22 protein-coding genes are annotated in these 24,145 nt (G+C 50.9%); 16 read left to right on the forward strand and 6 right to left on the reverse strand.

The window, feature by feature from the left end; translation table 11 throughout:
* Positions 1–5: 5 nt before the first annotated feature.
* Genes EOE67_RS01875 through EOE67_RS01915 form a run of 9 tightly spaced genes read left to right on the forward strand, consistent with a single transcriptional unit; the run spans position 6 to position 9,019 of the window.
* Positions 6–686, forward strand: coding sequence for a CPBP family intramembrane glutamic endopeptidase (locus EOE67_RS01875; RefSeq protein ID WP_127697340.1), 681 nt, complete (start codon positions 6–8; stop codon positions 684–686).
* A 1-nt stretch (position 687) separates the two neighbouring features.
* Positions 688–1,557, forward strand: a complete 870-nt coding sequence (locus EOE67_RS01880; RefSeq protein WP_164852190.1) for an ABC transporter ATP-binding protein — start codon at positions 688–690, stop codon at positions 1,555–1,557.
* A complete protein-coding gene (locus EOE67_RS01885; RefSeq protein ID WP_127697342.1) occupies positions 1,550–2,689 on the forward strand; it encodes an ABC transporter permease in 1,140 nt (379 codons plus the stop codon). The genes EOE67_RS01880 and EOE67_RS01885 overlap by 8 nt, the downstream gene beginning before the upstream one ends.
* On the forward strand, positions 2,686–3,879 hold the full coding sequence (locus EOE67_RS01890; RefSeq protein ID WP_127697343.1) for an efflux RND transporter periplasmic adaptor subunit: 1,194 nt from the start codon (positions 2,686–2,688) through the stop codon (positions 3,877–3,879). The genes EOE67_RS01885 and EOE67_RS01890 overlap by 4 nt, the downstream gene beginning before the upstream one ends.
* Before the next feature lie 2 nt (positions 3,880–3,881).
* Entirely contained in the window at positions 3,882–4,598 is a 717-nt protein-coding gene (locus EOE67_RS01895) for an ABC transporter ATP-binding protein (RefSeq protein ID WP_127697344.1), read from the forward strand.
* The gene (locus EOE67_RS01900; RefSeq protein WP_127697345.1) at positions 4,599–5,759 is read left to right on the forward strand and encodes an ABC transporter permease; all 1,161 of its coding nucleotides are present in this window, start codon (positions 4,599–4,601) and stop codon (positions 5,757–5,759) included. It begins immediately after the preceding gene.
* A gap of 1 nt (position 5,760) precedes the next feature.
* Positions 5,761–6,939 carry an ABC transporter permease gene (locus EOE67_RS01905; RefSeq protein ID WP_127697346.1) on the forward strand — a complete coding sequence of 393 codons (1,179 nt, stop codon included), beginning with the start codon at positions 5,761–5,763 and terminating at the stop codon, positions 6,937–6,939.
* A gap of 25 nt (positions 6,940–6,964) precedes the next feature.
* A complete protein-coding gene (locus EOE67_RS01910; protein ID WP_127697347.1) occupies positions 6,965–7,660 on the forward strand; it encodes a tetratricopeptide repeat protein in 696 nt (231 codons plus the stop codon).
* A gap of 27 nt (positions 7,661–7,687) precedes the next feature.
* The gene (locus tag EOE67_RS01915; RefSeq protein WP_127697348.1) at positions 7,688–9,019 is read left to right on the forward strand and encodes a hypothetical protein; all 1,332 of its coding nucleotides are present in this window, start codon (positions 7,688–7,690) and stop codon (positions 9,017–9,019) included.
* A 15-nt stretch (positions 9,020–9,034) separates the two neighbouring features.
* Here EOE67_RS01915 and EOE67_RS01920 read toward each other — a convergent pair whose 3' ends face one another.
* Together EOE67_RS01920 and EOE67_RS01925 are read right to left on the reverse strand one after the other, a co-directional pair.
* The gene (locus EOE67_RS01920; RefSeq protein ID WP_127697349.1) at positions 9,035–10,501 is read right to left on the reverse strand and encodes a sigma-54-dependent transcriptional regulator; all 1,467 of its coding nucleotides are present in this window, start codon (positions 10,499–10,501) and stop codon (positions 9,035–9,037) included.
* Positions 10,498–12,474, reverse strand: coding sequence for a sensor histidine kinase (locus EOE67_RS01925; RefSeq protein ID WP_164852191.1), 1,977 nt, complete (start codon positions 12,472–12,474; stop codon positions 10,498–10,500). Before EOE67_RS01925 ends, EOE67_RS01920 begins: the two co-directional genes overlap by 4 nt.
* Positions 12,475–12,677: 203 nt before the next feature.
* Between EOE67_RS01925 and EOE67_RS20945 the strand changes: the two genes are divergently transcribed.
* The 6 genes from EOE67_RS20945 (at position 12,678) to EOE67_RS01950 (ending at position 16,709) form a co-directional block, all read left to right on the forward strand.
* Positions 12,678–12,800 carry a hypothetical protein gene (locus EOE67_RS20945; protein ID WP_276317428.1) on the forward strand — a complete coding sequence of 41 codons (123 nt, stop codon included), beginning with the start codon at positions 12,678–12,680 and terminating at the stop codon, positions 12,798–12,800.
* Complete coding sequence (locus EOE67_RS01930; RefSeq protein ID WP_127697350.1) at positions 12,800–14,248, forward strand: cytochrome ubiquinol oxidase subunit I; 1,449 nt, start codon at positions 12,800–12,802, stop codon at positions 14,246–14,248. The genes EOE67_RS20945 and EOE67_RS01930 overlap by 1 nt, the downstream gene beginning before the upstream one ends.
* Complete coding sequence (gene cydB, locus EOE67_RS01935) at positions 14,248–15,279, forward strand: cytochrome d ubiquinol oxidase subunit II (RefSeq protein ID WP_127697351.1); 1,032 nt, start codon at positions 14,248–14,250, stop codon at positions 15,277–15,279. Before EOE67_RS01930 ends, cydB begins: the two co-directional genes overlap by 1 nt.
* Positions 15,280–15,510, forward strand: a complete 231-nt coding sequence (locus EOE67_RS01940) for a hypothetical protein (RefSeq protein WP_127697352.1) — start codon at positions 15,280–15,282, stop codon at positions 15,508–15,510.
* Positions 15,511–15,707: 197 nt separating this feature from the next.
* Positions 15,708–16,028, forward strand: a complete 321-nt coding sequence (locus tag EOE67_RS01945) for a hypothetical protein (protein ID WP_127697353.1) — start codon at positions 15,708–15,710, stop codon at positions 16,026–16,028.
* 117 nt (positions 16,029–16,145) lie between these two features.
* On the forward strand, positions 16,146–16,709 hold the full coding sequence (locus EOE67_RS01950; RefSeq protein ID WP_127697354.1) for a CBS domain-containing protein: 564 nt from the start codon (positions 16,146–16,148) through the stop codon (positions 16,707–16,709).
* Positions 16,710–16,826: 117 nt separating this feature from the next.
* Here the strand turns inward: EOE67_RS01950 and EOE67_RS01955 are convergent, their stop codons facing one another.
* The 4 genes from EOE67_RS01955 to EOE67_RS01970 all read right to left on the reverse strand — a co-directional run bounded on the left by EOE67_RS01955 (position 16,827) and on the right by EOE67_RS01970 (position 21,873).
* Positions 16,827–17,075: an antitoxin Xre/MbcA/ParS toxin-binding domain-containing protein gene (locus tag EOE67_RS01955; RefSeq protein ID WP_068067914.1), complete on the reverse strand. Its 249-nt coding sequence runs from the start codon at positions 17,073–17,075 to the stop codon at positions 16,827–16,829.
* Positions 17,076–17,215: 140 nt separating this feature from the next.
* Complete coding sequence (locus tag EOE67_RS01960) at positions 17,216–18,394, reverse strand: acetyltransferase domain-containing protein (protein WP_127697355.1); 1,179 nt, start codon at positions 18,392–18,394, stop codon at positions 17,216–17,218.
* A gap of 13 nt (positions 18,395–18,407) precedes the next feature.
* Positions 18,408–20,543 carry a TonB-dependent siderophore receptor gene (locus tag EOE67_RS01965; protein WP_240652674.1) on the reverse strand — a complete coding sequence of 712 codons (2,136 nt, stop codon included), beginning with the start codon at positions 20,541–20,543 and terminating at the stop codon, positions 18,408–18,410.
* Between the two features lie 139 nt (positions 20,544–20,682).
* Positions 20,683–21,873, reverse strand: coding sequence for a BaiN/RdsA family NAD(P)/FAD-dependent oxidoreductase (locus EOE67_RS01970; protein ID WP_127697356.1), 1,191 nt, complete (start codon positions 21,871–21,873; stop codon positions 20,683–20,685).
* Between the two features lie 435 nt (positions 21,874–22,308).
* Between EOE67_RS01970 and EOE67_RS01975 the strand changes: the two genes are divergently transcribed.
* The gene (locus EOE67_RS01975; protein ID WP_127697357.1) at positions 22,309–24,090 is read left to right on the forward strand and encodes a S8 family peptidase; all 1,782 of its coding nucleotides are present in this window, start codon (positions 22,309–22,311) and stop codon (positions 24,088–24,090) included.
* Positions 24,091–24,145 lie beyond the last annotated feature (55 nt).

Raw genomic sequence — 24,145 nt, forward strand, 5'->3', positions numbered from 1 at the left:
ATGGCATGAGCCTGGTGATCCTGAGCTTTCCGCTGATCCTGGTGTTGTACTTTGCATGCATTATCTGGGTTTTACAGCTGATGAATGCAAAGGCAACACAAGTCCTGCAGGACTATAGCGCATTGTTCTATGGATTGTTGCTGTTGGCGTTGATCTGTGGGCTAGCCACACAACCAGATGGGCGATGGATGCCGGCAACACCGCAGATACCGCAGTCATGGCAAACGATCTGGTTATGTTTGCTGGCTTTGCTGTCCGGGTATGGTTTATTCAAAGCTGAAGGTTGGTTGATCGCCAAGCTATCGTCTGGCAAAGCGCAGGCCCACCAAGCAGTGCGCCATCAGGCCGGACACTGGTGGATACTGCCGGTGATGGTGCTGATTGTGGTCATCGAAGAGCTGATCTGGCGTGGATATTTGCCATCCAACATCAACGAACAATGGCAAATCGGCGGGCTGGCGGCGGCCATCACAGCCTCGGTTGCTTTTGGATTACACCATCTGTTTTATGGCTGGATCCACGTGCTGCTGAAGAGTGGTTATGGCTTGCTCTGGCTGCTGTTTTATCAGGCAACCGGTACTTTATGGGCGCCGGTGTTGTCGCATCTGGCGTTTAATGTTGCGGTGTACTACTGCCGTGACAAAAACGCGGTGTTGTCTCCCTGTCCGGAAAAAAAGGCTGTGTAACATGAGTTTTGCAGTAACCAGTTTTGAGAATGTCAGTAAATCATTTGCAAAGGTGAAGGCGCTGACGTCGGTCAGTTTTCAGGTCGAGCCGGGCAGAGTACTGGCCATTCTTGGCCGGAATGGTGCCGGCAAAACGACCTTGATCAACCTGATTGTCGGTTTGCTTGGACCCGATCAGGGACAAGTCCGGTTGTTAGGTAGACAACCGCCATACGATGCAATCACCCGCACCCGCATTGCTTTTGCTTCCCAGCGGTTGGCGTTATTTCACAATCTCAGTGTCCGCGAGAATCTGCAGTTGTTCGCCAGCTTACAGGGATTACAGGGCGAGCTGTTGCAGCAAAGGATCAGTGTCGTGTCGACACAACTTGAGCTGCAACAGGTCATGCATTATCGCATCAAGGCTTGCTCTGAAGGCATGAAACGCCGGGTGCATCTGGCCGTGGCATTGCTGGCCGATGCTGAACTTTATCTGTTTGATGAGCCGACAGCTGGTGTCGATATTCAAAGCCGCCACAGTATTCTTCAGGTGGTGGCAGAGCTGAAAAAGCAAGGTAAAGCAATTATCTACACCACACACTACATCGAAGAAGCTGAAAAAGTCTGTGACGATGTGCTGATCCTGGAACGAGGGCAAGTCATGGCCAGCGGCGCCTTACCGGATTTAGTCAAAATGTATGGCGGCCAAAGCAGGATTTCATACAAAAATAGCGAAAACGGTGAAATTCAGTATCTGGCCTGTGAGGAACCTGCTTCAGAAATCAGCAAGTTAATGCAAAAGGGCTTTCAATTGCTGGATTTAACGGTGTTACCGCCACGGCTCGAAGATGTGTTATCCAATCTAGTTCAGGAGAAAGTGCAGCATGCATAAGGTCGTGCAATTGATCAAAAAAGATCTGCTGCTGTTGTGGCGGGAACCAGCCAACTTAGTGCTTATTTTGCTGATTCCGCTGTTAATGGCGACCATTTTTGGTGGCATTTACGGCAACGACAGTCACAAAAGTAAAGTCACCCTTGCTGTGGTTGATGAAGATGGCAGCGCTGAAAGTGCCGCCTTTGTCAGCCTGCTGGCTGCCCGTCCCGATTTGCATATTAGCCAGCTTAATCTCGAAGCCGCCCGCCAATCCACCCGGCTTGGGCAGCATGTCGCTTATATGCAAATCGAAACCGGTTTTGCGACCGGCATTCAACAATTCCCGTTTGGTCAGCAGACACCGGTCATCCGCTTGGTTGCCGATCCAAAACGGCAGGCGATCACCGGATATATGACGGGCGTCACCATGCAAACGGTGATGCAACTGATTGAAAACCGGCTGGGTGGCGCAAGTACCGGATCAACCAACATGAATTTACAGCCGGTCAGTGTCAAAGCTGAAAACATTGAAGTCTCCCCTGCCATGCCACTGAACGCCTTCAGTGTGACCGTGCCGCAGGCAGTGTTGTGGTCCATCCTGGCTTCGGTTGCCATTATGAGTGCAGGTTTAGCCACTGAAAGGTCACAACAAATCATGTTACGGCTGAAAGTCACCGCGGTATCAATGCAGATGATCGTGCTGTCCAAAATACTGTCCTGCATGACGATGATCCTGATGTCGACCACGTTGCTATTTTTGTTCGGCACCGTTACTTTTGATTTAAATATTCAATCTCTATCCATGCTGAGCCTTGCCATCTGGTGCTCTGCCTTCTGCTTTGCCGGCATCATCATGGCATTAGGCACCCTCGGCGGCAGCCCCGGAGCCATCTCAGGGGCGGTCTGGACTGTTATGATCATTTTCGCCATGTTAGGCGGCGGCATGGTGCCACAATTTATGATGCCGGAGTGGCTGGCAATCGCCAGTCACCTGAGCCCAGGTAAATGGGCAATCCAGCTGATGGAAGGTGCCATCTGGCGTGACTATTCCTGGCAGGACGCGCTGCTGCCAGCGCTGATTTTGGTGATTCTAGGGACTCTCGGTTGTGCCGCAGGCATCCGTAATTTAAGGAACGAACGCTATTTATGAGTGAACGGAATGAACAAACTCAACCCGAGACTGATCACGAACGGCTTGCTGCCCGGCAACATCTGGTCGCCAAACTCCATCAGTTTGAAGGAAACCATCCACCACCACAGTCAAAGGTGACATGGCATAAGTGGTTAGGATTGTTAGCTATTTTATCAATTTTCACCGCTGTAAATTACGCTCTGTTGCAGATCGACAGCAGCACCGCATTAAAGTCCACCCCGCCAGTCGTCACTGCAGCAGTGACTACGCAACAAACGACCAGCACCACATCAGCTCAGGCCGGGCAACCTCTTCCAGGGGCGCAGCCAGAACAATCCACCAACGCCGCTGACGATTTGCGCCTTGAGGCGTCAGGTTATGCGGTCGCACCAGACAGCGCGACGGTATCGTCAAACATCACTGGCCGCGTCAGCAGTGTCTTGGTCGAACTCGGTGACAAAGTGACGGCGGGTCAAGCGGTGGCAACACTCGATGACCGGCAGGCCCGCATTGAGCTGAATATCAATAAAATGAGCCTGCAGTCCGAACTCGCGATGAAAAAGCACCGCCAAAACGACCTGCAACTGGCACGTATTTTTGCCCAAAGGGCGGAAACCCTGCAAGCCAACAAAGCCATCAGTTCGGGCGAATCAGAACGGGTACTTAGCGACCTCCTCGCCAAAGAAATTGCGCTGGAGCAGGTCGAACAATCAGTCCAGATTCTGCAGAACAAAATTGCACTGAATGAAAAACTGCTGGAAGACCTGATTATCCGGGCACCATTTAATGGCACTGTCACAGCACTTAGTGCCAATGTTGGTGAAATCATTTCGCCGGTCTCAGCGGGCGGTACTTACACCCGCTCCGGCATCTGCACTATTGCTGATATGGAAGGTATCGAATTTCACTTTGACGTCAACGAGCGCTTTTTGCCACAAGTCAGCCAGAGTCAGTTGGTTGAAGTCAGTCTGGTGTCAGATCCCTCCCTTAAAATCAAAGCCAGAGTAAAACAAATTGCCCCGACCACTGACAATCAAACCGGTACCGTGGTGGTCATTGTCGAACCCGTCAGTGCTTTTAATGGTGTCAATCCGGGCGCGACCGCGACCGGCGCCTTTTATGCCGGCAACGAGCAAATCGCGGCCCGGCCACCACAACAAGATCCAGCACAACCCATGCTTCCTGCCATTCCAGCGAAGGGGAACTAGTCATGTTTTTACAAATCAATCAGTTGGCTAAGCATTATCAAAAAGGACAAACCCTGATCACCGCGCTGGACGATGTCAGCCTGAATGTCGACCAGGGTGAATTTATTGCGCTGACCGGCCCCTCGGGATCCGGTAAAACCACGCTGCTGAATATTATTGGCGGTCTGGATGTGCAGGACAGCGGCAGCGTGTTGATTGGCGGACAACCACAAATCCGCGGCAACGATCGGGAATCATCAGCCTGGCGGGCGCAGAACGTTGGTTTTGTGTTTCAATTCAGCAATTTGTTGCCGTTTCTGACTGCCGCTCAAAATGTCGAATTACCCCTGCTATTAACCTCACTTTCGACAAAAGAACGGGCATCCAGGGTTTCAGCGGCATTGGAATTGGTGGGATTGGCGGAACGGGCGGGTCACAAACCGGCGGAATTGTCGGGTGGTCAGGAACAACGGGTCGCCATCGCCCGTGCTTTTGTCAGTGCACCCAAACTGATGTTGTGCGACGAACCCACCGGCGATCTTGATCGTAAATCCGCACAGTCGATTCTGGAATTACTGAACACCCTCAAAAGCGAATTTAACAAAACCATCATTATGGTGACCCACGATATGGAAGCCGCAGCAGCGACCGACCGTCAGGTCGTACTGGACAAAGGCAAATTGCGGCTGGCCGGGCAACCACTGCCGGACGGCACTTTTAAAGCCGCGGGAGTTCGCTAAATGACGTTGTGGTTTCTGGTGACCCGAAATCTGCTGCGCCGGCCGCTGCGGCTGGTATTAACAGTGTTGCCGATGTGTCTGGCCTTTGTCGGTTTCAGCATTATTATCGGGATCGACAACGCGTACGACGTTGAATACGAACTGGATGAAAAACAGCGGGTGGTCACCATTAACCGTCAGTCGATTGTCCAGCCGTTAAACGAGTCTTCGGTCGCTCGTATCCGCGAACTACCGCACACAACAGCCGTAACTTTTGTCACCTGGTTTGGCGGTTATTTTCAAAAGCCTGATCAGGTTTTTTCGCAATATGCTGTTGATTTGGATAGCTACTTTAAAGTTTTTCCGGACATTCAACTGTCTGCCGAAGCCGAGCAAGTGTGGTTACAAGACCCAAGAGCGGTGTTAATCACCCCACAATTGGCGGCGCGATTTAACTGGCGACCCGGCGATAAAATTACCCTGACCACATCCATCTGGACCCGTAAAAATTTCTCCAATGACTGGACCTTTATTGTCGCCGGCGAATATACGCCAGAAGCCGGCACCGAACCGGAAGCTTTGCTGCTAAAGCATAAGTTTCTTGATCAAAACCGCTTATTTGGTCGTGGACTTTCGAGCTTTTTTGTCACCCGCGTTGCCGATGGGGTGGATACCGTGACGGCAATGAATACCATTGATGCATTATTTGAAAACAGCAAAACCCCGACTTTCACCTCAAAAGAAAGCTCATTTGCCGAATCGTTCCGCCGTCAGCTCGGCGATTTAGCATTGATGACCAAGCTGGTACTGGCCATTGCCATTCTGGTGGTATTTTTGTTGACCTCAAGCTCGATGGCGCAGTCGGTCGTCGAGCGTAAACGCGAGCTGGCGATATTCAGCGCTATTGGTTTTTCCCGGTTAAAAATTGCAGCGTTATTACTGGCAGAAAATATTCTGATTGTCTGTGCCGCGATGACCATTGCAGTTGTCGTGACCGGGGTCACTGCGTGGTCGTTGCAAGCATTGCTAACGGATGGCCCCTTTGCCGATATCGAACTTCGGACCGGCGATATTTTGCAAATCGCGGCCGTTGCAGTATCGCTTGGCATGGCGGGTGCGTTTTTTCCACTGCTCCAGGTTTTGCGAAAAGATCTGGCCATCCATCTGAAGTCGGCGGTGTAACATGCATATGTTCTGGAAATGTCTGTGGCTGGATCTGCAAAGTTCCGCCAGCCGCAAGTATGAAGTGCTGTCTATACTCCTGTGCTCGGCTTGCCTGGCATTGATTATTCTGGTGTTTTCGTCCTTGCGCTCCGGACTTGCCGGAATGCTGCAAGCCGCGGGTTCTGACACTGTGGTGATTGTGCTTGGTAATGGTTCTGACAGCGAAGTGATTAGTTCTTTTAATACTACCCAACTGGACAGCCTACGCACTGCGATCAAAGCCGACTTTGGTTCACACATCAGCGTTTCAGCTGAATTATTTACCAATATCAGAGCTGGTATCAGCGCCGATGGTCAGGCAAACATTGTCGCAGTAAGGGGTGTTGGCCCCATCGCCCTTGATCAGCAACGTAATATCGCAGTGCTGTCCGGACGAATGTTTCAACAGGGTAAACGCGAGTTGCTGGTCGGTAAGGCGTTGGCGGCGCGTAACCCCTGGTTGCAATTGGATCAAAAAATTGCCCTTGGCAGCCTGGAATGGACTGTGGTTGGGGTGTTCTCGTCTGATGAAAAGGTGGCTGAATCCGAAGTATGGGGTGATGTACAACTGCTGCAGGATGCTTACAACAGACCCGGCATTTTTAACTCAATCCGGCTTGGCGCTCCAGATGCAGCGGCGGCTCAGGCGCTGGTGACGCAGCTAAACCAAAACAGTGACAACACCAGTGTCCGCGCCCGCAGCCAACGTGATTATTATGCCCGTCAGATCGATGAAATGACTGGTTTTACTGACATTATCGCCATCCCCAGCATCGCCATTTTGCTGCTGGCAACCGGTTTTTCAGCCCTGCAAAGTATGCACACCATGATGGAAGCACGCCGGAGAGAAACTGCCGTATTAAGGGCTATTGGTTATCCGGCGGTTTTATTGTCACTCAGCGTATTCTCTCTGGCCGTTCTGCTGAGTATCAGCGGAGCGTTAACGGGGGTGCTGAGTGCCTTGTTGCTGTTTAGTCAGGTCAAAGCGGTGGTAATGAATCATGCCAGTCTGAGCGAAATTGTGTTCCCGTTTGCTGTGACCGCCAGCGGGCTTTGGTACTGCGCACTGGCGACACTGACCATCGCGGTGATAGGCGGTTTTCCGGCGGCGCTGATGACGCTACGCATGCAAATATGCAACGCCATTCGTAAGAACTAACAGAACCACCACAAGGAATTTGACGATGTTGGATGCGGACTATTTTTTAGCACTGGAAGCACAACTATGGCAGGCGAAAGTGACACGGGATGTAACCGCTGTGCATGCTGCGATTGCGGCGTTAAAGGCGCAGTCGTTTGCCGCTGAAGATGAATGCTGGCGTAGTTATTATATTGCTTACGCCCTGCTGATTTGCTGCCAGCTGGGTGAAGATGCAAAAGAGCATGCCAAAGCGGCGACAGAAATCCTGAAGCAAGCCCATGGCTCTGATCAACAAAGTGCCGAGTTTTACACCCTGGTCGCCAGCAGTTACGGCCATCTGGCTGCAGCCACCCAGGATCCGATTGCCAAAGCCAGAGCCGGTCTGATGTCCGATAGCCTTTATAAACACGCACTGGAAGCCGATGCCAACAATCCACGCACCTGCCTGATCCAGGGTTTATCGTATTTACACAAACCCAGGCTGGTCGGCGGCAGTAAGAAAAAAGCCATGGCCCTGTTTGAAAAAGCGGTCAGCCTGTTTCAGCGCTCCAAAAATACTGCGGCAGCCTGGCCGGCATGGGGCCAGCAGGATGCCATGTACTGGCTGGCGCACTGTTATTTACATTTTAATGAATTTGGCAAAGCCAGCGCCCTCACCGAGCAGTTAATTGCCAGCGATGCTGATTTTGGCTGGGCCAGTTCGCTGCAGAAAAAAATCCAGCAAAAAATGCACGGCTGAAGCAGCAGGCATGGTGAGGAGTTGATCGTGAAATTAACACAAGGCCTGGCTTTCCTGTGGTGCATGTTCCTGTCATCGCCGGTGCTCAGTGCGACTGCAACCGTATCCAAAACACTGCCGTTGGTGAAAATACAACCTGAAATTTATCATGGCGTTGGAGAACTTGATCAACTGAAACTGGCCGCAGACTTTCAGCGCAGACGACAGCTCGGCTGGCAAATCGGCTGGCAGATTATGGGGCCGGCGCAGCAACAACAAGGCTTTGGTTTTACCATCCTGCATGATTTCGCTTCAGTCTGGCAGACCTGGTATTCCAAAGATGAAATTGAACGTTTGCTGCAGCAGGTCAAGCCAACCGATGAACTGACCGAAAACGGTCTGAGTCAGAATGCAGCGCGTCAGCTCGTCAGAACACTTCAACGCAGCAAAGCACCGGATTTTGACCCGGCACCGTTATCCGGTGGTTTTCAGCAATTTTCGCCAGCGGCTTATAACCTCGATTATGCACTGCATATCCTGCAGAACTTTCGCAAAATTGCCAGCTGTCCGGTGGTCACCAATGAACTGATGGATACCCTGCCGCAGACGCAAACATCACATTCGAATTGTATTCCGGAATTTCCACCACATGCCGTGATGATGAAGCTGGCTTGGGGCGAAGCCAATAAAACCGGACCGGACGGGCCTTATTACGAAGCGATGATCAAAGACCTGAGTGAAACAGGCATGACCAATGTCCTGAAGCTGAGCTCGGATTGGCTGGATGCAGGCGTTTATCAGTTAAATCAAAAAAATGCGTATATGCTGCACACACCGGACACACAGAAAACGTATGTGTTAAAAGGTTTTCATATCGTGACCAAAGAGCTCAAAGATTGGGTGTGGATCTCGTTTACCTGGCAACCGGAACCCGGATCAGGGTTTGGCCAAGACCGGCCGGATTATATCAAAGGCGCTTATCGGAATTACATCATGGGCATCACGGTACATGAACTGGAACTGGATCCAACACCGGGCATCGGGGCAGACGGTCGGCCATTATTTGCAACGTTGTCAGGGGCTTTTAAAGATTTCAGCAACAAGGGCCACAACATCAGCTGGAACTCAAATCCATTTATTGAAGGTCCGGATTCCACCAGCAATTGCATCAGTTGCCATCAGGGACAATTTGCCACCGGCAAGTTCGGCCCGCACCTCAAACGCAAACATTTTCCGTTTGACTACACCTTTGGTACGCAAAACCCGGAAGCACTATTGATGCCACGGGTGTCATTTCGCAAAGCAATTAATCAGGCAGCCAGGGCAGTGGCGCAGCCGGTGGCGAAAATAACCTCAGCCGACAATACCACCACGCCTTAGCCTGCTGCAGTTGGGTTAATCTGACTGCTGTCCGATATCCAGCAAACCATACCGCTCAATTTTCTTCAGCAATCCCTGGCGGGATAAACCTAAAGCGCGGGCGGCCTGACTGCGGTTGCCTTGACTCTGCTGTAAGGCACTCATTAATAAACTGATTTCCAGATTTCGCACTTGTTCATCCAGCGACAAGCCCGTGGCAAGCTCGGCACCTGCCGCCGCTGACAATGGTGAACCGCCAGCAGCACCAGGCAGTTGGTTACTTTGAGCAGGCATTCCGGCATCCATATGCAGCAATTCAATATCAGATAACTGCACCACACCATGTTGCGAAATCGCCACCACACTTTCCAGGGTGTTTTTCAGCTCGCGCACATTGCCGGGCCAGCTGCGTTGTAAAAACCACTGCAGCGCTGGTACTGCCAATGTTAACGACTGATTTGCGGCGCCACCTTTGGGCTGGGCTTGCGCCAACTGCTGTAAAAAATGCTGAATCAACAACGGAATATCTTCACGGCGATCATCCAGCGCCGGCGTTTCCAGCGTGATGCCTTTGATCCGGTAATAGAGATCTTCGCGAAATTTGCCTTGCGCGACTAGATCCGGCAACACCGCATTGGTAGCGCTGACGAGGCGCACGTCAATCCGTTTTTGCTCGCGGCCGCCAACCGGATAATAAGTACCTTCCTGCAATACCCGCAGCATTTTTACCTGCATGGGTAGCGGCATTTCGCCGATTTCATCCAAAAACAATGTGCCGCCATTGGCCATCGCCAGCAGCCCTTGCCGGTCTTTGTCCGCACCGGTAAAAGCGCCTTTCATATAGCCAAATAACTCGCTTTCCAATAAATCGGCCGGAATGGCGCCACAATGCACCGACACAAAAGGCCCATTGGCGCGCAAGCTTAGTTGATGTAACGCCCGTGAAATCACTTCTTTACCGGTACCGGAAGGCCCGGTCACCAGCACCCGCACTTCAGTCGGGGCTATGCGCTGAATTAAGGTGCGAATAGTATCCATTTGCCGCGAAACACCAACCAACGTCTGCAAAGCACCGGGTGTACTGCTCTGGCGTTTTAACTTGGTTAATTCCAGTTCCAGCTGATGCTTGCTGATGGCGCGTTTCACCACCACCGCCAACAAATCCGGGTCCACCGGCTTGGCGATAAAGTCCCAGGCACCCAGCGAAATCGCCTGCAACGCCAGTTCACGATCGGCATGGCCGGTCAGAATAATCACCGGTTGCGCGTTTAGTTCGGGCAAAGCGGTTAAGGTTGCCGCAGGGTCAAACAACGGCGGTAACGACAAATCGAGCAGCAATAAATCAAACGGCGTTTTTGCCAATAACTGCCGCGCCTGAGTTAAATCAGCGGCGCTGCTGACCTGATAACCTTGCTGGGTTAAAAACCGCTCTGCCAATAACCGGAATGCCGGCTCATCATCGACCAGCAGAATTCTGGCCACTTCAAATCTTTCCAGACTCATTGCTGTGTTTCCTGTAATCGGGTGTTGTTTGTTGCATCCGTCAGCTGTGGCAAACGTATTTCAAAACTGACCGGCCAGCCTAAATCAGTGCGATGGCGAATTTGCCCCTGATGGGCGTCGATGATCCGCTGCACTATCGCCAGACCCAAACCGCTGCCTCCGGCTCTTTTACTGACAAAGGGCCGGAATAAGGTTTGAGTTAACGCGTCGTCCAAGGCTGGGCCGTTATTGTGCAGCCGGATCACGACCTCTGAACCGGTTAATTCCGCGCTAATCAACACCGCGCCATCCGGCTGATTGCGAACAAAGGCCAGCGCGTTATCGAGCAGATTAATAAACACTTGCTGCAAGCGGTGTGGATCGGCGTTCAGCTGCAATCCGGCTGGAACCTGCAGCTCAATTTTGACCTGCTGCCAGTCAAACTGGCTGCTTAAGCTTTGCAACAAGGTATGTAAATCAATAGCTTGAAGCTGTAAATGTAAACGACCGGCGTACACCAACATATCGGCAATCAGCCGGTCGGCACGTTTCAGCTGGCTTTGAATATGGCCGCGCAGTTCGGCGTCGACACCAGCGGACGCCATCGAAATAATATTCAGTGGATTACGTAATTCATGCGCCATCGCCGCCGCTAAAGCGCCAAGTTCTACCAGATGTTGCTGGCTAAGCCGTTGTTTTTCTGCGGACGCCAGCGCTAGTGCCCGATGCAAATTGGTACAACTGCTGACCAGTAAGGAACCAAAAACTTCAGTCAACAGACGAAGACCCGGTGGTAAATCAGCCTGCCCCTGCAACGAAAACTGCCATTGTTGTTGCTGTTCACGACAACAAAACACAAACTGCGGCGCCCGGTCATTGGCCGCAGTAGTGATAGCGTCAGCTGTGGGACCCGTCGCAGTTTGCGTAGCCAGCACGGCCGAAGTCGCCAGCAACACGCCATCACTATGAATTTCCACTAACAATGGCTGTTTTAGCGGTTTACTAATCAACTGGCTGGCCGTATGTGCCAGTTGCTGCCAATCCTGTGCTTGTTGCAAATCACTAAGCCAGTGGCTGACCATCTGTTCACTGAGTTGTACACCGGGGTAGATCAGCCGTTCAGCCAAACGGCTGACCGGACGGTAACTGGCAGCGGCCAGCAGCAGTAACAGACTGGAATATAACCATAATTGCCAGCCCGGCACTGCGGTTAACGCCGGCATGCCAAGCTGCCCGAAGACGACACTGATCAGCCCCATCAGCAGCAGCAACAACAACCCCATTGCAAGTACCAACAAGGCTCGGCTGGCAAATGCGTTCACCGCCAGCATCTGATACCGCACCACGCTGTACACCAGCAGCACCACATAACCCGGCAATAACAACATCGGGTACGGAAACCAGTTCAGTGAAAATGATGGAAACACAAAGCTGGTCGCCAATAACAAACCTAAACCAGCGGTCATGGCGATGGCGGCAATCGAACGGCGCTTATTACCATGGTGCTGCAAAAAACCTTGCCATAACACCAAGTGCGCCACGATGCCGAGCAGCACAGTGCAGGCCAGATTCAACCAACCCCAACGCTCGAATACAAAAAATTGTGGTAATTGCCCGACGCTCGTCAGCGAGGCCGATGGGTTAGACCAGCTGATTAACGTGACAATCAGCGCGCCGAAAAATAGCATCGGTGATAGTTTTTTCAGCTGCAATAACCAGTTTTTACTCTGGGTGGTCACCACAAATTGCAGTGCAAAATGTAAATAAAACGCCGGCATCAGCGGATTTGACAGCACCAGCGCTTTACCAAGCACCCGAAAATCAACCAGCAGTGCCAGATGGCCAGCGCTCCATAAAGTCAGCATCAGACAAAAACCGGCCAGTGGCGATAACACCGGCTGAAACCTGGCGTGCCACCACAACCAGATGGCGGTCCAGAGCGCACAAAATCCGGTGACGGCCATTGTCAGGCCAAAAACCAGTTGCTGATCCATATTACTCCTGTCAACAATGTGTACAGATGCTTAAGCCGCGAAGCGTAAACGAAGTTCACACCCACCGCAACTGCTGCAAAAAATATTGATATAGATCAAACATCTGCAGTTTATTTGGTGATGGCCTGATTCTGGCATTTCAGCGGTTAATCGCAGACTGCAAAACACTGCAAACTGAACTGTAATTAACCGGAGTGTGTTTCATGGATATCTCATTGTTGTTGCTGGAGTTAATGACGGTATTGCTGCTGTTGGCATCAGGTGTTGGTTTAAGCCGGTTGCCATTATGGCTACAAAGGGTCAGTAGCAGCGGGAGGAACCATTAATGGATTTTGACAGTGTCCAGCTCTCCGCCATTTTATCGCGGATCCAGTTTGCCTTTACCGTCAGCTTTCACATCATTTTTCCATCCATCACCATTGGCCTGGCCACGCTGATTGCGCTGTGGGAAGGTTTATGGCTGAAAACCGGCAACCCGTTATATCTGCAATTGGCCAAATTCTGGATCAAACCTTTTGCCATCACTTTTGGGATGGGCGTGGTGTCGGGTATTGTGCTCAGTTATGAATTTGGTACCAACTTTTCGAAATTCTCTGAACTAACCGGCGCGGTGCTTGGGCCTTTGATGGCCTACGAAGTGCTGACGGCGTTTTTCCTCGAAGCCGGTTTTCTGGGTGTAATGTTATTCGGTTGGCAACGGGTCAGCGCCAAACTACACTTTTTTGCCAGCTGCACCGTAGCCCTTGGCACCTGGATCTCAGCCTTTTGGATCATCGCCGCCAACAGCTGGATGCACACCCCAGCAGGTCACGTCATCGTCGATGGCAAGTTTGAAGTAGCCAGCTGGCTGGAAGTGATTTTTAACCCATCTATGCCCTACCGCTTAACCCATATGCTGCTGGCGACTTTTTTAACCGCCACTTTTGTGGTGATGGCGACCAGCGCCTGGTATTTACGCCGCCAACAGCATCAGGCGTTTGCCCGGAAAAGTTTGTCGCTCACTTTATGGCTGGCGCTGGTGTTGGCACCGTTGCAAGCGGTGGTTGGTGATTTTCACGGTCTGAATGTGAAAGAACATCAGCCAATCAAACTGGCGGCAATGGAGGGTATTTGGGCCGAACGTGAAGCCAATGTGCCGCTGCTGCTGTTCGCCATTCCGGATCCAAAAAATGAAACCAACCACTTCGAAGTGAAAATACCAGGCCTGGCCAGTTTGATCCTGACCCATGACTGGCATGGTGAACTGCCTGGGCTGAAATCGGTGCCTAAAGCCGACCGGCCGAATGTGCCGCTGGTGTTCTTTTCCTTTCGCATCATGGTCGGCCTGGGCGTGCTGATGATCTTCATCGCAGTCGCCGGATTATGGCTGCGCTGGCGCGGCACGCTGTATCAAAGCCGTTGGTTTTTAACTTTGTGCAGTTTTATGGCGCCAAGTGGCGTGATTGCAGTGCTGGCTGGTTGGTATGTGGTGGAAGTCGGCCGTCAACCCTGGTTGGTACAAGGATTGGTACGCACCATGGATGTAGTCTCACCGCTGCCGCCAGAGCGGGTGTTGCTGTCGCTGAGTTTGTTTGTGATCACCTACAGCCTGTTGTTTGGCGTCTACCTGTATTTTTTCCGCAAGCTGATTAAAAAAGGCCCACCGAGCCTCGACGAATTACAACAGCTGCAAATTGGCGTCAAAGCCTCGGGTTATGCGGTGTCGTTTACCAAAGCGCTGGCTGCTGACACGCCGCAGGCACAGAGCAACACTTCACAAGAAGGAAAAATCTGATGGATCTCGCACTGTTTTACTTCCTGCTGCTTGGCTTTGCCATTTTGATGTACGTGTTGCTCGATGGCTTCGATTTAGGCATCGGCATTTTGTACCCCTGGTTTAATTCAGACGCCGAGCACGACCATCTAATGCGATCTGTCGCACATGTGTGGGATGGCAATGAAACCTGGTTAGTGTTTGGCGGAGTGATTTTATTCGGTGCTTTTCCGGCCGCGTATGCGCTGCTGCTGTCGACGCTGTACTTGCCGATTATGCTGATGCTGATTGGCCTGATTTTTCGTGGTGTGGCTTTTGAATATCGTTTTAAATCAAACACCTCAAAAAAATGGTGGAGCCGAGCTTTTTCCTTGGGTTCAACCTTGGCGGCCTTTTGTCAGGGGCTGATGTTAGGTGCTTTGGTGCAGGGTGTACCGGCCGATAGTATCAGTCAGTCCAGCCTGGTATTGCTGACGCCTTTCACATTGCTGACTGGACTGGCGGTGGTCGCGGGTTATGCTTTGCTGGCTTGCGCTTATCTGGTGATGAAAAGCCGCGGCGCCATTCAGCATAAGGCCGCGCAACGCGGCCGGGCGCTGGTGTGGGTGGTGATGCTGGCGATGGCGGTGGTCAGTTTATGGACGGCGCTTGGCAGTGAACAAATCTGGTTACGCTGGTTCGGCGGCTGGCATGCTTTAGCTCTGTTACCGCTGCCATTATTGGCGTTAATGGCGGCTCGTTTGTTGTACCGTGATTTAGGACGGGTGCGCAAAAGCTATCATCAGGCGCGGGATGTGGTTGAAAAACATGAAGATCGACCATTTTGGCTGGCGGTCAGTTTGTTTGTACTGGCGTTTATGGGGTTATTGGTCAGCCTGTTTCCAGCATTATTACCGGGCCAGCTGAGCTACATGCAGGCAGTGGCGCCTGATGCCAGTTTATGGTTTATGTTGCCGGGGGTTTTAATCTTTGTGCCGCTGATCTTGGCCTATACCCTCTGGGGTTACCGGATTTTTGCCGGTAAAGTTGAAGATTATGAGCAGGGGTATTAAATGATCAACCAGATTTTCCATCAGCTCACGAAACAATGGCTAAATCCGCAGCCGGATCCCTCAAAAAACTTGCAACTGGTCGGACAAATTTCCGTCATTGGTCGCAAATTTAAACAAATTTCCAGCGCCAAATTGAGCAACTGGCAGTGGTTTTTGTTGCTTTATGTTGCCGGAACCGGCTGCTTGCTGTTACTGGTGACTTTTTTGAAATTTGCTATGAAATTGATTTAAATCAATACAATTGGCAGCAATTTAAGCCTATGTTTGACAGGGTTCAGATAGAATTTGTCGAAAACGTCCGCAAGTATTGCTGCCCTCCCTCTCATCTTAATCGATTTTCCTGCCTCGTTTTGCCTCTTGCATTTTGAAATATGCCGCTGCTATAGTCAGTCCATGGCAGTGTTGTACCGCCACGAACAGGATCGACAATGATGCGTTGGTTAAACTTCTCGATAATCCTTCTTTACCTCAGCATTCTGCTGTCGCCGCCTGTCAAAGCGGTCACGCAGAGCCGGGTAGATTTGGTTGGGAGCGGGTTATCCTTTCAAAACGCTATCATGCCACTGGCGAAACATTTACCAAGCCAGTTTGCATCTCACTCAGACACGCCGGATGACGGCGCGGTTCTAACTCCAGATGTTGTCACTGTCAGCAGCCCAGGTGTCACCCTGCTCTCAGCCGCATTACCTGCACTACATTCTTCAGCCAGATTACTGGCACAACCTCGCGCTCCACCAAGCCTCAGCTAATTATTCACCTGATTTAGATTTTTTTAAATTGTCGTGTTGGGCACATAGGCTCGCACCTATTCAGTGATTAGATTATTTGCAGTGACTGCCTCCTGAGTCATTGCTATTGAGGTTATTATGAGAAAATTAACTGTTTATACCCTTGATCAAGTTGACCATTTAGTTCAGCCAGCTGAGTTTCAGGACGCGACTTTGACGTCGCCGGCTTTAAGTATTTTCACCGATTTTCGTACCAGCAATCCAATGTTACTCGATGCCGACACCAATGCGGTGGAAGCAGATGACATGATGCGCCAGGAGCATAGCTGGTTAAAACTGGTGGTCGACCGCCAGCAGGAAATGGTTGGTGTACTGAGTAACGACCACTTCACCAGTCAGTACCTGATGCAACATGTCAGCAAAGATGTGAAAGCAAAAGATCTGCGGGTTGCCGATTTAATGCGACCACGTGAAGCTGTGATGGCATTGTCATATCAACAAATTCAGCACTGTACAGTCGGTGATGTGCTGCATACGCTGCAGCAAAAAGGTGAAGCTTATTGTGTGGTGATTGACCGCGATAGCCACCAGATCCGCGGCATCATTTCTGTCCGTGATATCACCAACCGTCTGCACTTAAGCCCGGTTAAAATTGAAAAAACACCGGCTTTGCTGAATATGTTTGACCGGATGTATGCCTGATTAGCTTCGCAGCAAACAACAAGCATACCAAGGGCTGCATTTGCAGCCCTTTTTTATTGCAGTATCTTGAAATAATCGCGGTAATGAACAACCGTGGTTTCGGGATCCGATGTCGGTTTAAGGCTGATAATTATCGCCCTGCATCCGATACATCAGATCCGTTAAGTACTGGATCCCATTTTCCGCTGACAAGGCGTTGATCGGCGCTTGCCCCATGGTGTAGGCATTGCTGCTGGTTAACCACTGTGCAAACAGTTGATCAGAGCCAAAACAGGACAATCCTTGTTGGTAAAACTGATCCGCCTGATATGCATCAATCGCATGAGAACGGATCAATCTGAGTGCATTTTCTGAAACTGTGGCCATCGCATCACCTCCGGTAAGTGGAAGATTAACTATAGTCCACTTCCTGCAACTGCAACGACCACCAGCCCTTGACTGTACTATATGCGCAAACCCTACTTTACAGTTATCCGTCTGGTGTTCAAAACTGACAAACCCGGATATCAGAAATATCGGATCCAGCGCCAGCTGCTGCGTTTTTTAAAAGCGGCGAACCAGCGGGTCGGCGGATACAACAGTAGCGCAAGCATCAGCGACATCAGCCACACCCAACGAATATCGGGCACGCCATATAAAGACCCGTGATTAGCCCCAAATTGCCACAACAACAGCTGATAAATCAGCAACAACACGTATAGATGTAGCAAGTAGAAAAACATCGGCGCCGCGCCAAAATCCGCGAACACCCGACGTACCACAGCAGGCATTGGTCGCTCAAACCAGCATAATAGCAAACACATCAGGCCCAGCGTCAGCAGCAGGAAATTCAACGAAGGTGGATATTTGGTCACATTGAATATATCCATCACCGTCAATACCAGCGTTGGTTGCGCCTGCCACGGCAGGGTTTCACCATAAAGATTGAAGCCACGCAGCAGGACAAATAACAACAATGCCGCAACACCAGCACGCAACAATATACGCTGCCGTTGTTGTGGATCTGTCAGTTTGCTAAATAATGGCCCGGTCAGATAACCGAGCACAATCACCCCAATCCAGGGCAATAATGGATAACTGACTTTCACTTTCAGTGCCCCTTCGCTCACCAGATAATTGCGATCATGCAGCAATGTCCAGAGGCTATAACCCCACTCACCGGGTAAAAAACTAATGGGTGTCAGCAGGTTATGTCCAAACAGTAACGTCAGTGCAATCAACCACAGTAGGGTGCGTGGTAACACCGACAACAGCGCCAGCGCCAACATACAAAGGCCAATCACCCAAATCACCTGCAACCACAAGGTATGGTAAGCGCCCATCCAGGCGAAATTGACCAGCGTGAGTTCCAGCAGAATTAAAAACAGCCCGCGTTTGATTAAAAACTGCCGGACATCCCGCGGCACAGGCGACTGATGTTGATACAACCAGGCCGATAACCCGGTCAGAAAGATAAACACCGGCGCGCACAAATGCGCCGCCAGCCGGCTGAAAAACAAACCAGCTTCGGTGCTGGCGATGTCCATTGGATCGCTGACCTGCAGATGCAATAGCACCCGCTCGCGCACATGGTCCAGCAACATAATCAGCATCACCAAACCACGCAGCATATCGATACTGTTGATGCGTTGCCGAACCGGCATCTGTTGGGTCGTCAGCGGCGAAGGGCAAGAAGAAGCGGTCATTTCAATATGTCCCTTAGAAATCATATCTCAGACTCAAACGCACACTGCGCGGCTCACCCGGCACCGACCACAAGGCCGAATAAGAGCTTTGGATGTAATGGCGGTCAAACAGATTGTCGAGCACCGCTTCCAATTGCCAGTGTTGGTTCAGCTCGACCGACGTAAACAACGACCATAAGGTAAAAGAAGGCAGCTGATACGACGGCTGCACTGAATCACCCAGCCGCGCACTGCTGTAACGCAAGCGACTTCCGATTTTCGCAGGATAATCAGCCAGTTGCAGTTGCTGCGTCAAGGTGGCGCTGAAGGTATGTTTGGGCACATTCACCAACCGGCTCCCCGCTGGTACCACAATACCCCAATCCAGATTCACTGCATCCACTACAGTTCTGGTATCCAGATAACTGTACGATAAAATAGCCTGTAAACTGTCGGTCAGCATGCTTTGTACGTCCAATTCCAGCCCCTGACTTCTGGCTTTACCCAGTGGCGCGGAAAAGCCTTCATTGATAGGATCCGAAGTGAGGATATTGGACTTCTTCGCATCAAATAGCGCCAAAGTGCCGTTGAACCCGGCGAGCTGGAACTTCAGGCCAAGTTCCGCCGACTGGCTTTGCTCAGGCGCAAAAGCATCACCATAAAAATCCGTACCGCTTAATGGCAAAAAGCCTTCAGAATAACTGCTGTAGATACTCAATTCAGGGTTCAGCACATACACCAGGCCGATGCGAGGCGACAGCTGCTGATCGGAAGTTTTGGCCAGACTGTCTTTCAGCCGTTCATGAATTTCTTGCTGATATTGATCAAACCGCAGCCCAAGCATCAGCCGCCAAGCCGCCGATAATTCCAGTTGATCCTGTAAATACACGCCGTAGGCCTGCTGCTGTTCAGAGTTTTCATAAAGCACCGCTAACGCGCCCGGTGTTGCCACGCAATATTGCGGCTGATGAATGTCCAGCGCATAACTGCCTTTCGCACCCCGATAACGCTGCAATTGGGTAAATAACTGGTAGTCGTAACCGTCTGCACCCAGCAGTAGTTGGTGGGTGATGCCCAGTAAGTTGGCAGTGCCGCTGAATTCAAAGCGCAGCATCACATCCTCGGACTGATAATCACGATAACGCCGTTGCCGCGACAATGTGCTGCCATCATCAAACAACGACTGACGGGCACGGGCGAGCTCCGCATCGGAGGAAAACCCCTGTAAATCGGAGGTGCGTAGTGCCATCCCACTGTTAAAAGACCATCCGGCATTCAACTGTTTTTGATAGGTCAGTTGATGTCCAAGCGCACTGATTTCGGTAGGCCCATCAGCAGGTTCGCCGAGATAACGGCTACGCGGTACCGTGTTAAAATCACCATTGAGCACCACCAAACCGCGGTCAAATAGCTGATCTTGTTCTAGATATTCAAATTCATACAACAACGAGCTATCGGCATCAATTTGCCAGAGTAGCGATGGCGTCAGCACCTGTTTATCGCTGGTGACTTTGTCACGGAAACTGCCATAATCCTGCACCGCGCCACTGAGCCTAAACGCCAGTTGGTCGGTTACAGCGTCGGTAAAATCCCCCTCCAACCGATGCTGCGAAAAACTGCCACTACTGAGTTTCAGATAACCTTCACTGGCAAATTGTGGTTTGCGGGTGACCATATTAATGGTCCCGCCGGGTTCAGAGCGGCCATACAAAGCCGAGCCAGGGCCTTTTAAAATTTCCACATAGGCAATGTTAGATACATCGCGATGACCGCTAAAGCCACGGCCAGCGCTAAAACCGTTGATGAGATAACCCGACGGCATATTTTCATTACCCGGAAAACCGCGTAGCGAAAAGCTATCCCACAAGCCACCACCATTGTTTTGTCTGGCAATACTGGCGGACAAATCCAAAGCGTCCTGAAACCGGCTGATCGCTAAATCTTGTAGCAATTCTCTGTCAATCAGCTGAATCGCCTGCGGCAATTCATTGTCCGGCACATTGCCACGATAAGCTTGATGATATGAAACACTAATTTTCTCAATAGGTTCGCCCTGTCCTTCTGTTGCAACGACAGGCAAGTCGGCGGTTTGCGCAAGAGAATTGGCGTTTACCATCAGCGGATAAAATAACGAAGCGGTTAACACCGCGCATGGGAAATTCAGCTTCACAACAACAGTCTCAGGATTATTTTGTGATACTATAACATATCTTTAATCCCGCTGACGACGACAAATCTTTGAGTCTATGATGCGGTCGCTTATACTTTTTAGCTGTTTGGGTATAGTAGAAAACGGCAGACAACCTAACTTAACAATATTGCCCCGCCACCCAACCCGAACTCCAGGCCCATTGGAAGTTGTAACCACCGAGCCAGCCGGTTACATCCACCACTTCGCCGATAAAATACAAACCGGGTTGGTTTTTTGCTTCCATGGTTTTTGACGACAATTCATTGGTGTCGACACCGCCTAATGTCACCTCGGCGGTGCGGTAACCTTCGGTGCCGTTTGGCTTAAATACAAACTGGTGCAACAAATCTGCGATCCGCTCGCGACTTTTTGGGTTCAGCGCTTTCAGCGGCTGATTGGTGAACAAATTCTGCTCCAGCAATTTTTCCACTAACCGCTTGGGCAACAAGCGAGTTAACGCCGTTTTTAGTTCCTGATCCGGATGTTTTTGCTGCATTTCTGCTAGAAATTCTGCCACATTCTGCTGCGGCGACAAATTCACGGTCACCGCGTCGCCTGGCAGCCAGAATGACGAGATTTGCAAAATGGCCGGCCCGCTTAAACCACGATGGGTGAACAACATATCTTCTGGAAACAGCGTACCGTTGGCTTCAGCAGTCACCGGCAAGGCCACGCCGCTGATTTCTTCATACAAGGCTTTATCATCCGGCTGCCAGGTCAGTGGCACTAAACCGGCGCGGATTGGCAAGACGTTCAGCCCAAACTGCTCCGCCAGCTGAAAACCAAAAGCCGTTGCACCTAAATTTGGCAGACTAAGACCACCGCTGGCAATCACCAGGCTGGCGCAAGTTCGGCTAATGCCATTGGTCTGCAACTGATAATGACCATCGGCGAATGCAACGGCACTAATATCTTGCTGCAGCGCAATTTTCACCCCGGCTTTGTCACACTCTTGCTGCAACATCTCGACAATATCTTTGGCGCTGTCATCACAAAACAGCTGGCCCAGCGTTTTTTCGTGGTATGGAATTTGGTATTGCTGCACCAGCGCGATAAAATCCCATTGCGTATAACGGCTTAAAGCAGATTTACAGAAGTGTTTGTTTTGCGACAGAAAATTCGCCGGGCTGGTATAGATATTGGTGAAATTACAACGCCCACCACCAGACATCAGAATTTTCCGGCCAATCCGCTTACCGTTATCGAGTACCAGCGTTTTGCGGCCGCGCTTCGCCGCTTCAATGGCACAAAATAACCCGGCAGCACCGGCGCCAATCACAATCACATCCCAACTTTGTTCTGTACTCAAGACCCATCACTCTACTTTTTTGCAAAGCACTATTGTCGGTGACTGGTCGGACAAAGGCAATTCAACCGCAGAAAAAGCTCACAACGGCGGTTTTTTCGGGCTAAAAATGACAAAAAGAGCAGTTTCAAAATAAATTTTAATTACTTTTTGGAATAACTTATATCAATAACCATGCAATTGACACCTGTAACTATTTGTAACACAACACAGCCGCCATCGGCGTTGCCATCCAATTCACCGATCTTCGCGGCGACCGCCCCATCCGATAAAGTTTAACTGTTTGTGAAACAACGTCCCTCTTATATGAATTTTTGTTAATTTAGCATGCTTTACATCACGCATACATTGATGAAATATTGCCCAACCTGCTGCAGAGACTAAAAAAGATAGCAGGATCCAATCCAGGCAAATAACCAACATGTAGTGAGAACATTAATGTCTAAAACTCCATCTAAACTGCACAAAATCGCCCTTTGTACGCTGTCGGTATTTTGTGTTGCGGCGCAGGCGAATACGCAACAACCAGCATTAGAAATCCCAAGTTTAACGCAAGCCAGTGCCACCACTTCCAACGAAGCCAATACCCAATTTATCGTCGTTTATAAAGAGCAGGGCATGGTCGGCGTTGAGCTGATGTCTGCTGACCATACTGACGGCGCTGCCAGTGTGATGAATTTCCGAGCCCATGCCACGCAAGAACTTTCTGCTTTAGCCGGCGTTGAATTGCAATATATTCGACCAATGGCGGTCGGTGGTCGTCACGTGGTGCGTGCAGATCGTCGTTTGTCAGCCAAAGAAACCAAAGAAATGCAAGCCAACCTGGCCAAAGATCCAAAGGTTGCAGTTGTCGAAGAAGATCGACTGTTACAAATTATGGCTACACCAAATGACACGCAATACAACAGCCAATGGCACTATTATGAAAGCACCGGTGGTTTGCGCGCACCAGCCGCCTGGGACAATGCCACTGGCACCGGTGTAGTCGTTGCCGTTCTGGATACCGGTTACCGTCCACATACCGACTTAAACGCCAATATCCTGCCTGGTTATGACATGATTTCCGACACCTTCATTGGCAATGATAGCAATGGACGTGACAACAACCCACAAGATCCGGGTGACTGGGTTGCCGTTGGCGCTTGTGGTGATGGTCAACCGACCCAAGCGCAAGACTCCAGCTGGCACGGCACCCACGTTGCCGGCACTATTGCCGCCCGCACCAATAACAATTTGGGTGTCGCTGGCGTGGCTTATGACTCCAAAGTCGTTCCGGTACGGGTGTTAGGCAAATGTGGTGGTTACACTTCAGATATCGCTGACGGTATTATCTGGGCTTCCGGCGGTACCGTCTCTGGTGTTCCGGCCAACGCCAATCCGGCAAAAGTGATCAATATGAGTCTGGGTGGTTCTGGTGCCTGTGATTCAACAACTCAAGCTGCGATCAACTCAGCCCGTTCCCGCGGCACCGTTATCGTTGTTGCTTCAGGCAATGACAACGCGAATGCCAACAACTTTAACCCTGGTAACTGTAGTGGTGTGGTCAACGTTGCGGCAACGAACCGCAGTGGCGGTCGTGCTTATTACTCGAACTACGGCACTTCAATTGACGTGGCAGCGCCTGGTGGCGCGATGAATTCGGCCAATGACGTGAATGGTGTATTGTCGACTTACAATACCGGTACCACCACGCCTGGTTCAGACAGCTACGGCTATTCTCAGGGTACCTCAATGGCAGCACCGCATGTGGCGGGCGTCGCTGCGTTAATCCTGCAGAAAAAACCAACGGCAACACCGGATGAAGTGGAGTCAATCTTAAAAACCACCACCCGCACTTTCCCGGCGACCTGCACCAACTGCGGTACCGGGATTGTTGATGCAGCAGCGGCTGTGGTGAAAGCATCTGGCACCACCACCACGCCAGTCACCAGCACCACCAGCAACATCAGTGTCGCTGCCAGTCAGTGGAAATATTACACCCTGGCGGTACCGGCCGGTAAAACCACTCTGACCATCAACATCGCAGGTGGAACCGGTGACGCTGACTTATACGTCCGTCGTGGCGCAAACCCAACCACCAGTACTTACGATTGCCGTCCTTACAAAACCGGCAGCACCGAAAGCTGTAGCTTCACCAACCCGGTGGCAGCGACTTACCATATCGGTATTCGTGCTTACTCCGCAGTCAGCGGTCTGACGCTCACCACGTCATATCAATAATTGATAGCTGCATAAGTAGCAAGTCATCAGGGCGTCATTGACGCCCTGATGTTTT

Origin of the sequence: Rheinheimera riviphila, from assembly GCF_004005945.1 — a bacterium.
Classification (GTDB): domain Bacteria; phylum Pseudomonadota; class Gammaproteobacteria; order Enterobacterales; family Alteromonadaceae; genus Pararheinheimera; species Pararheinheimera riviphila.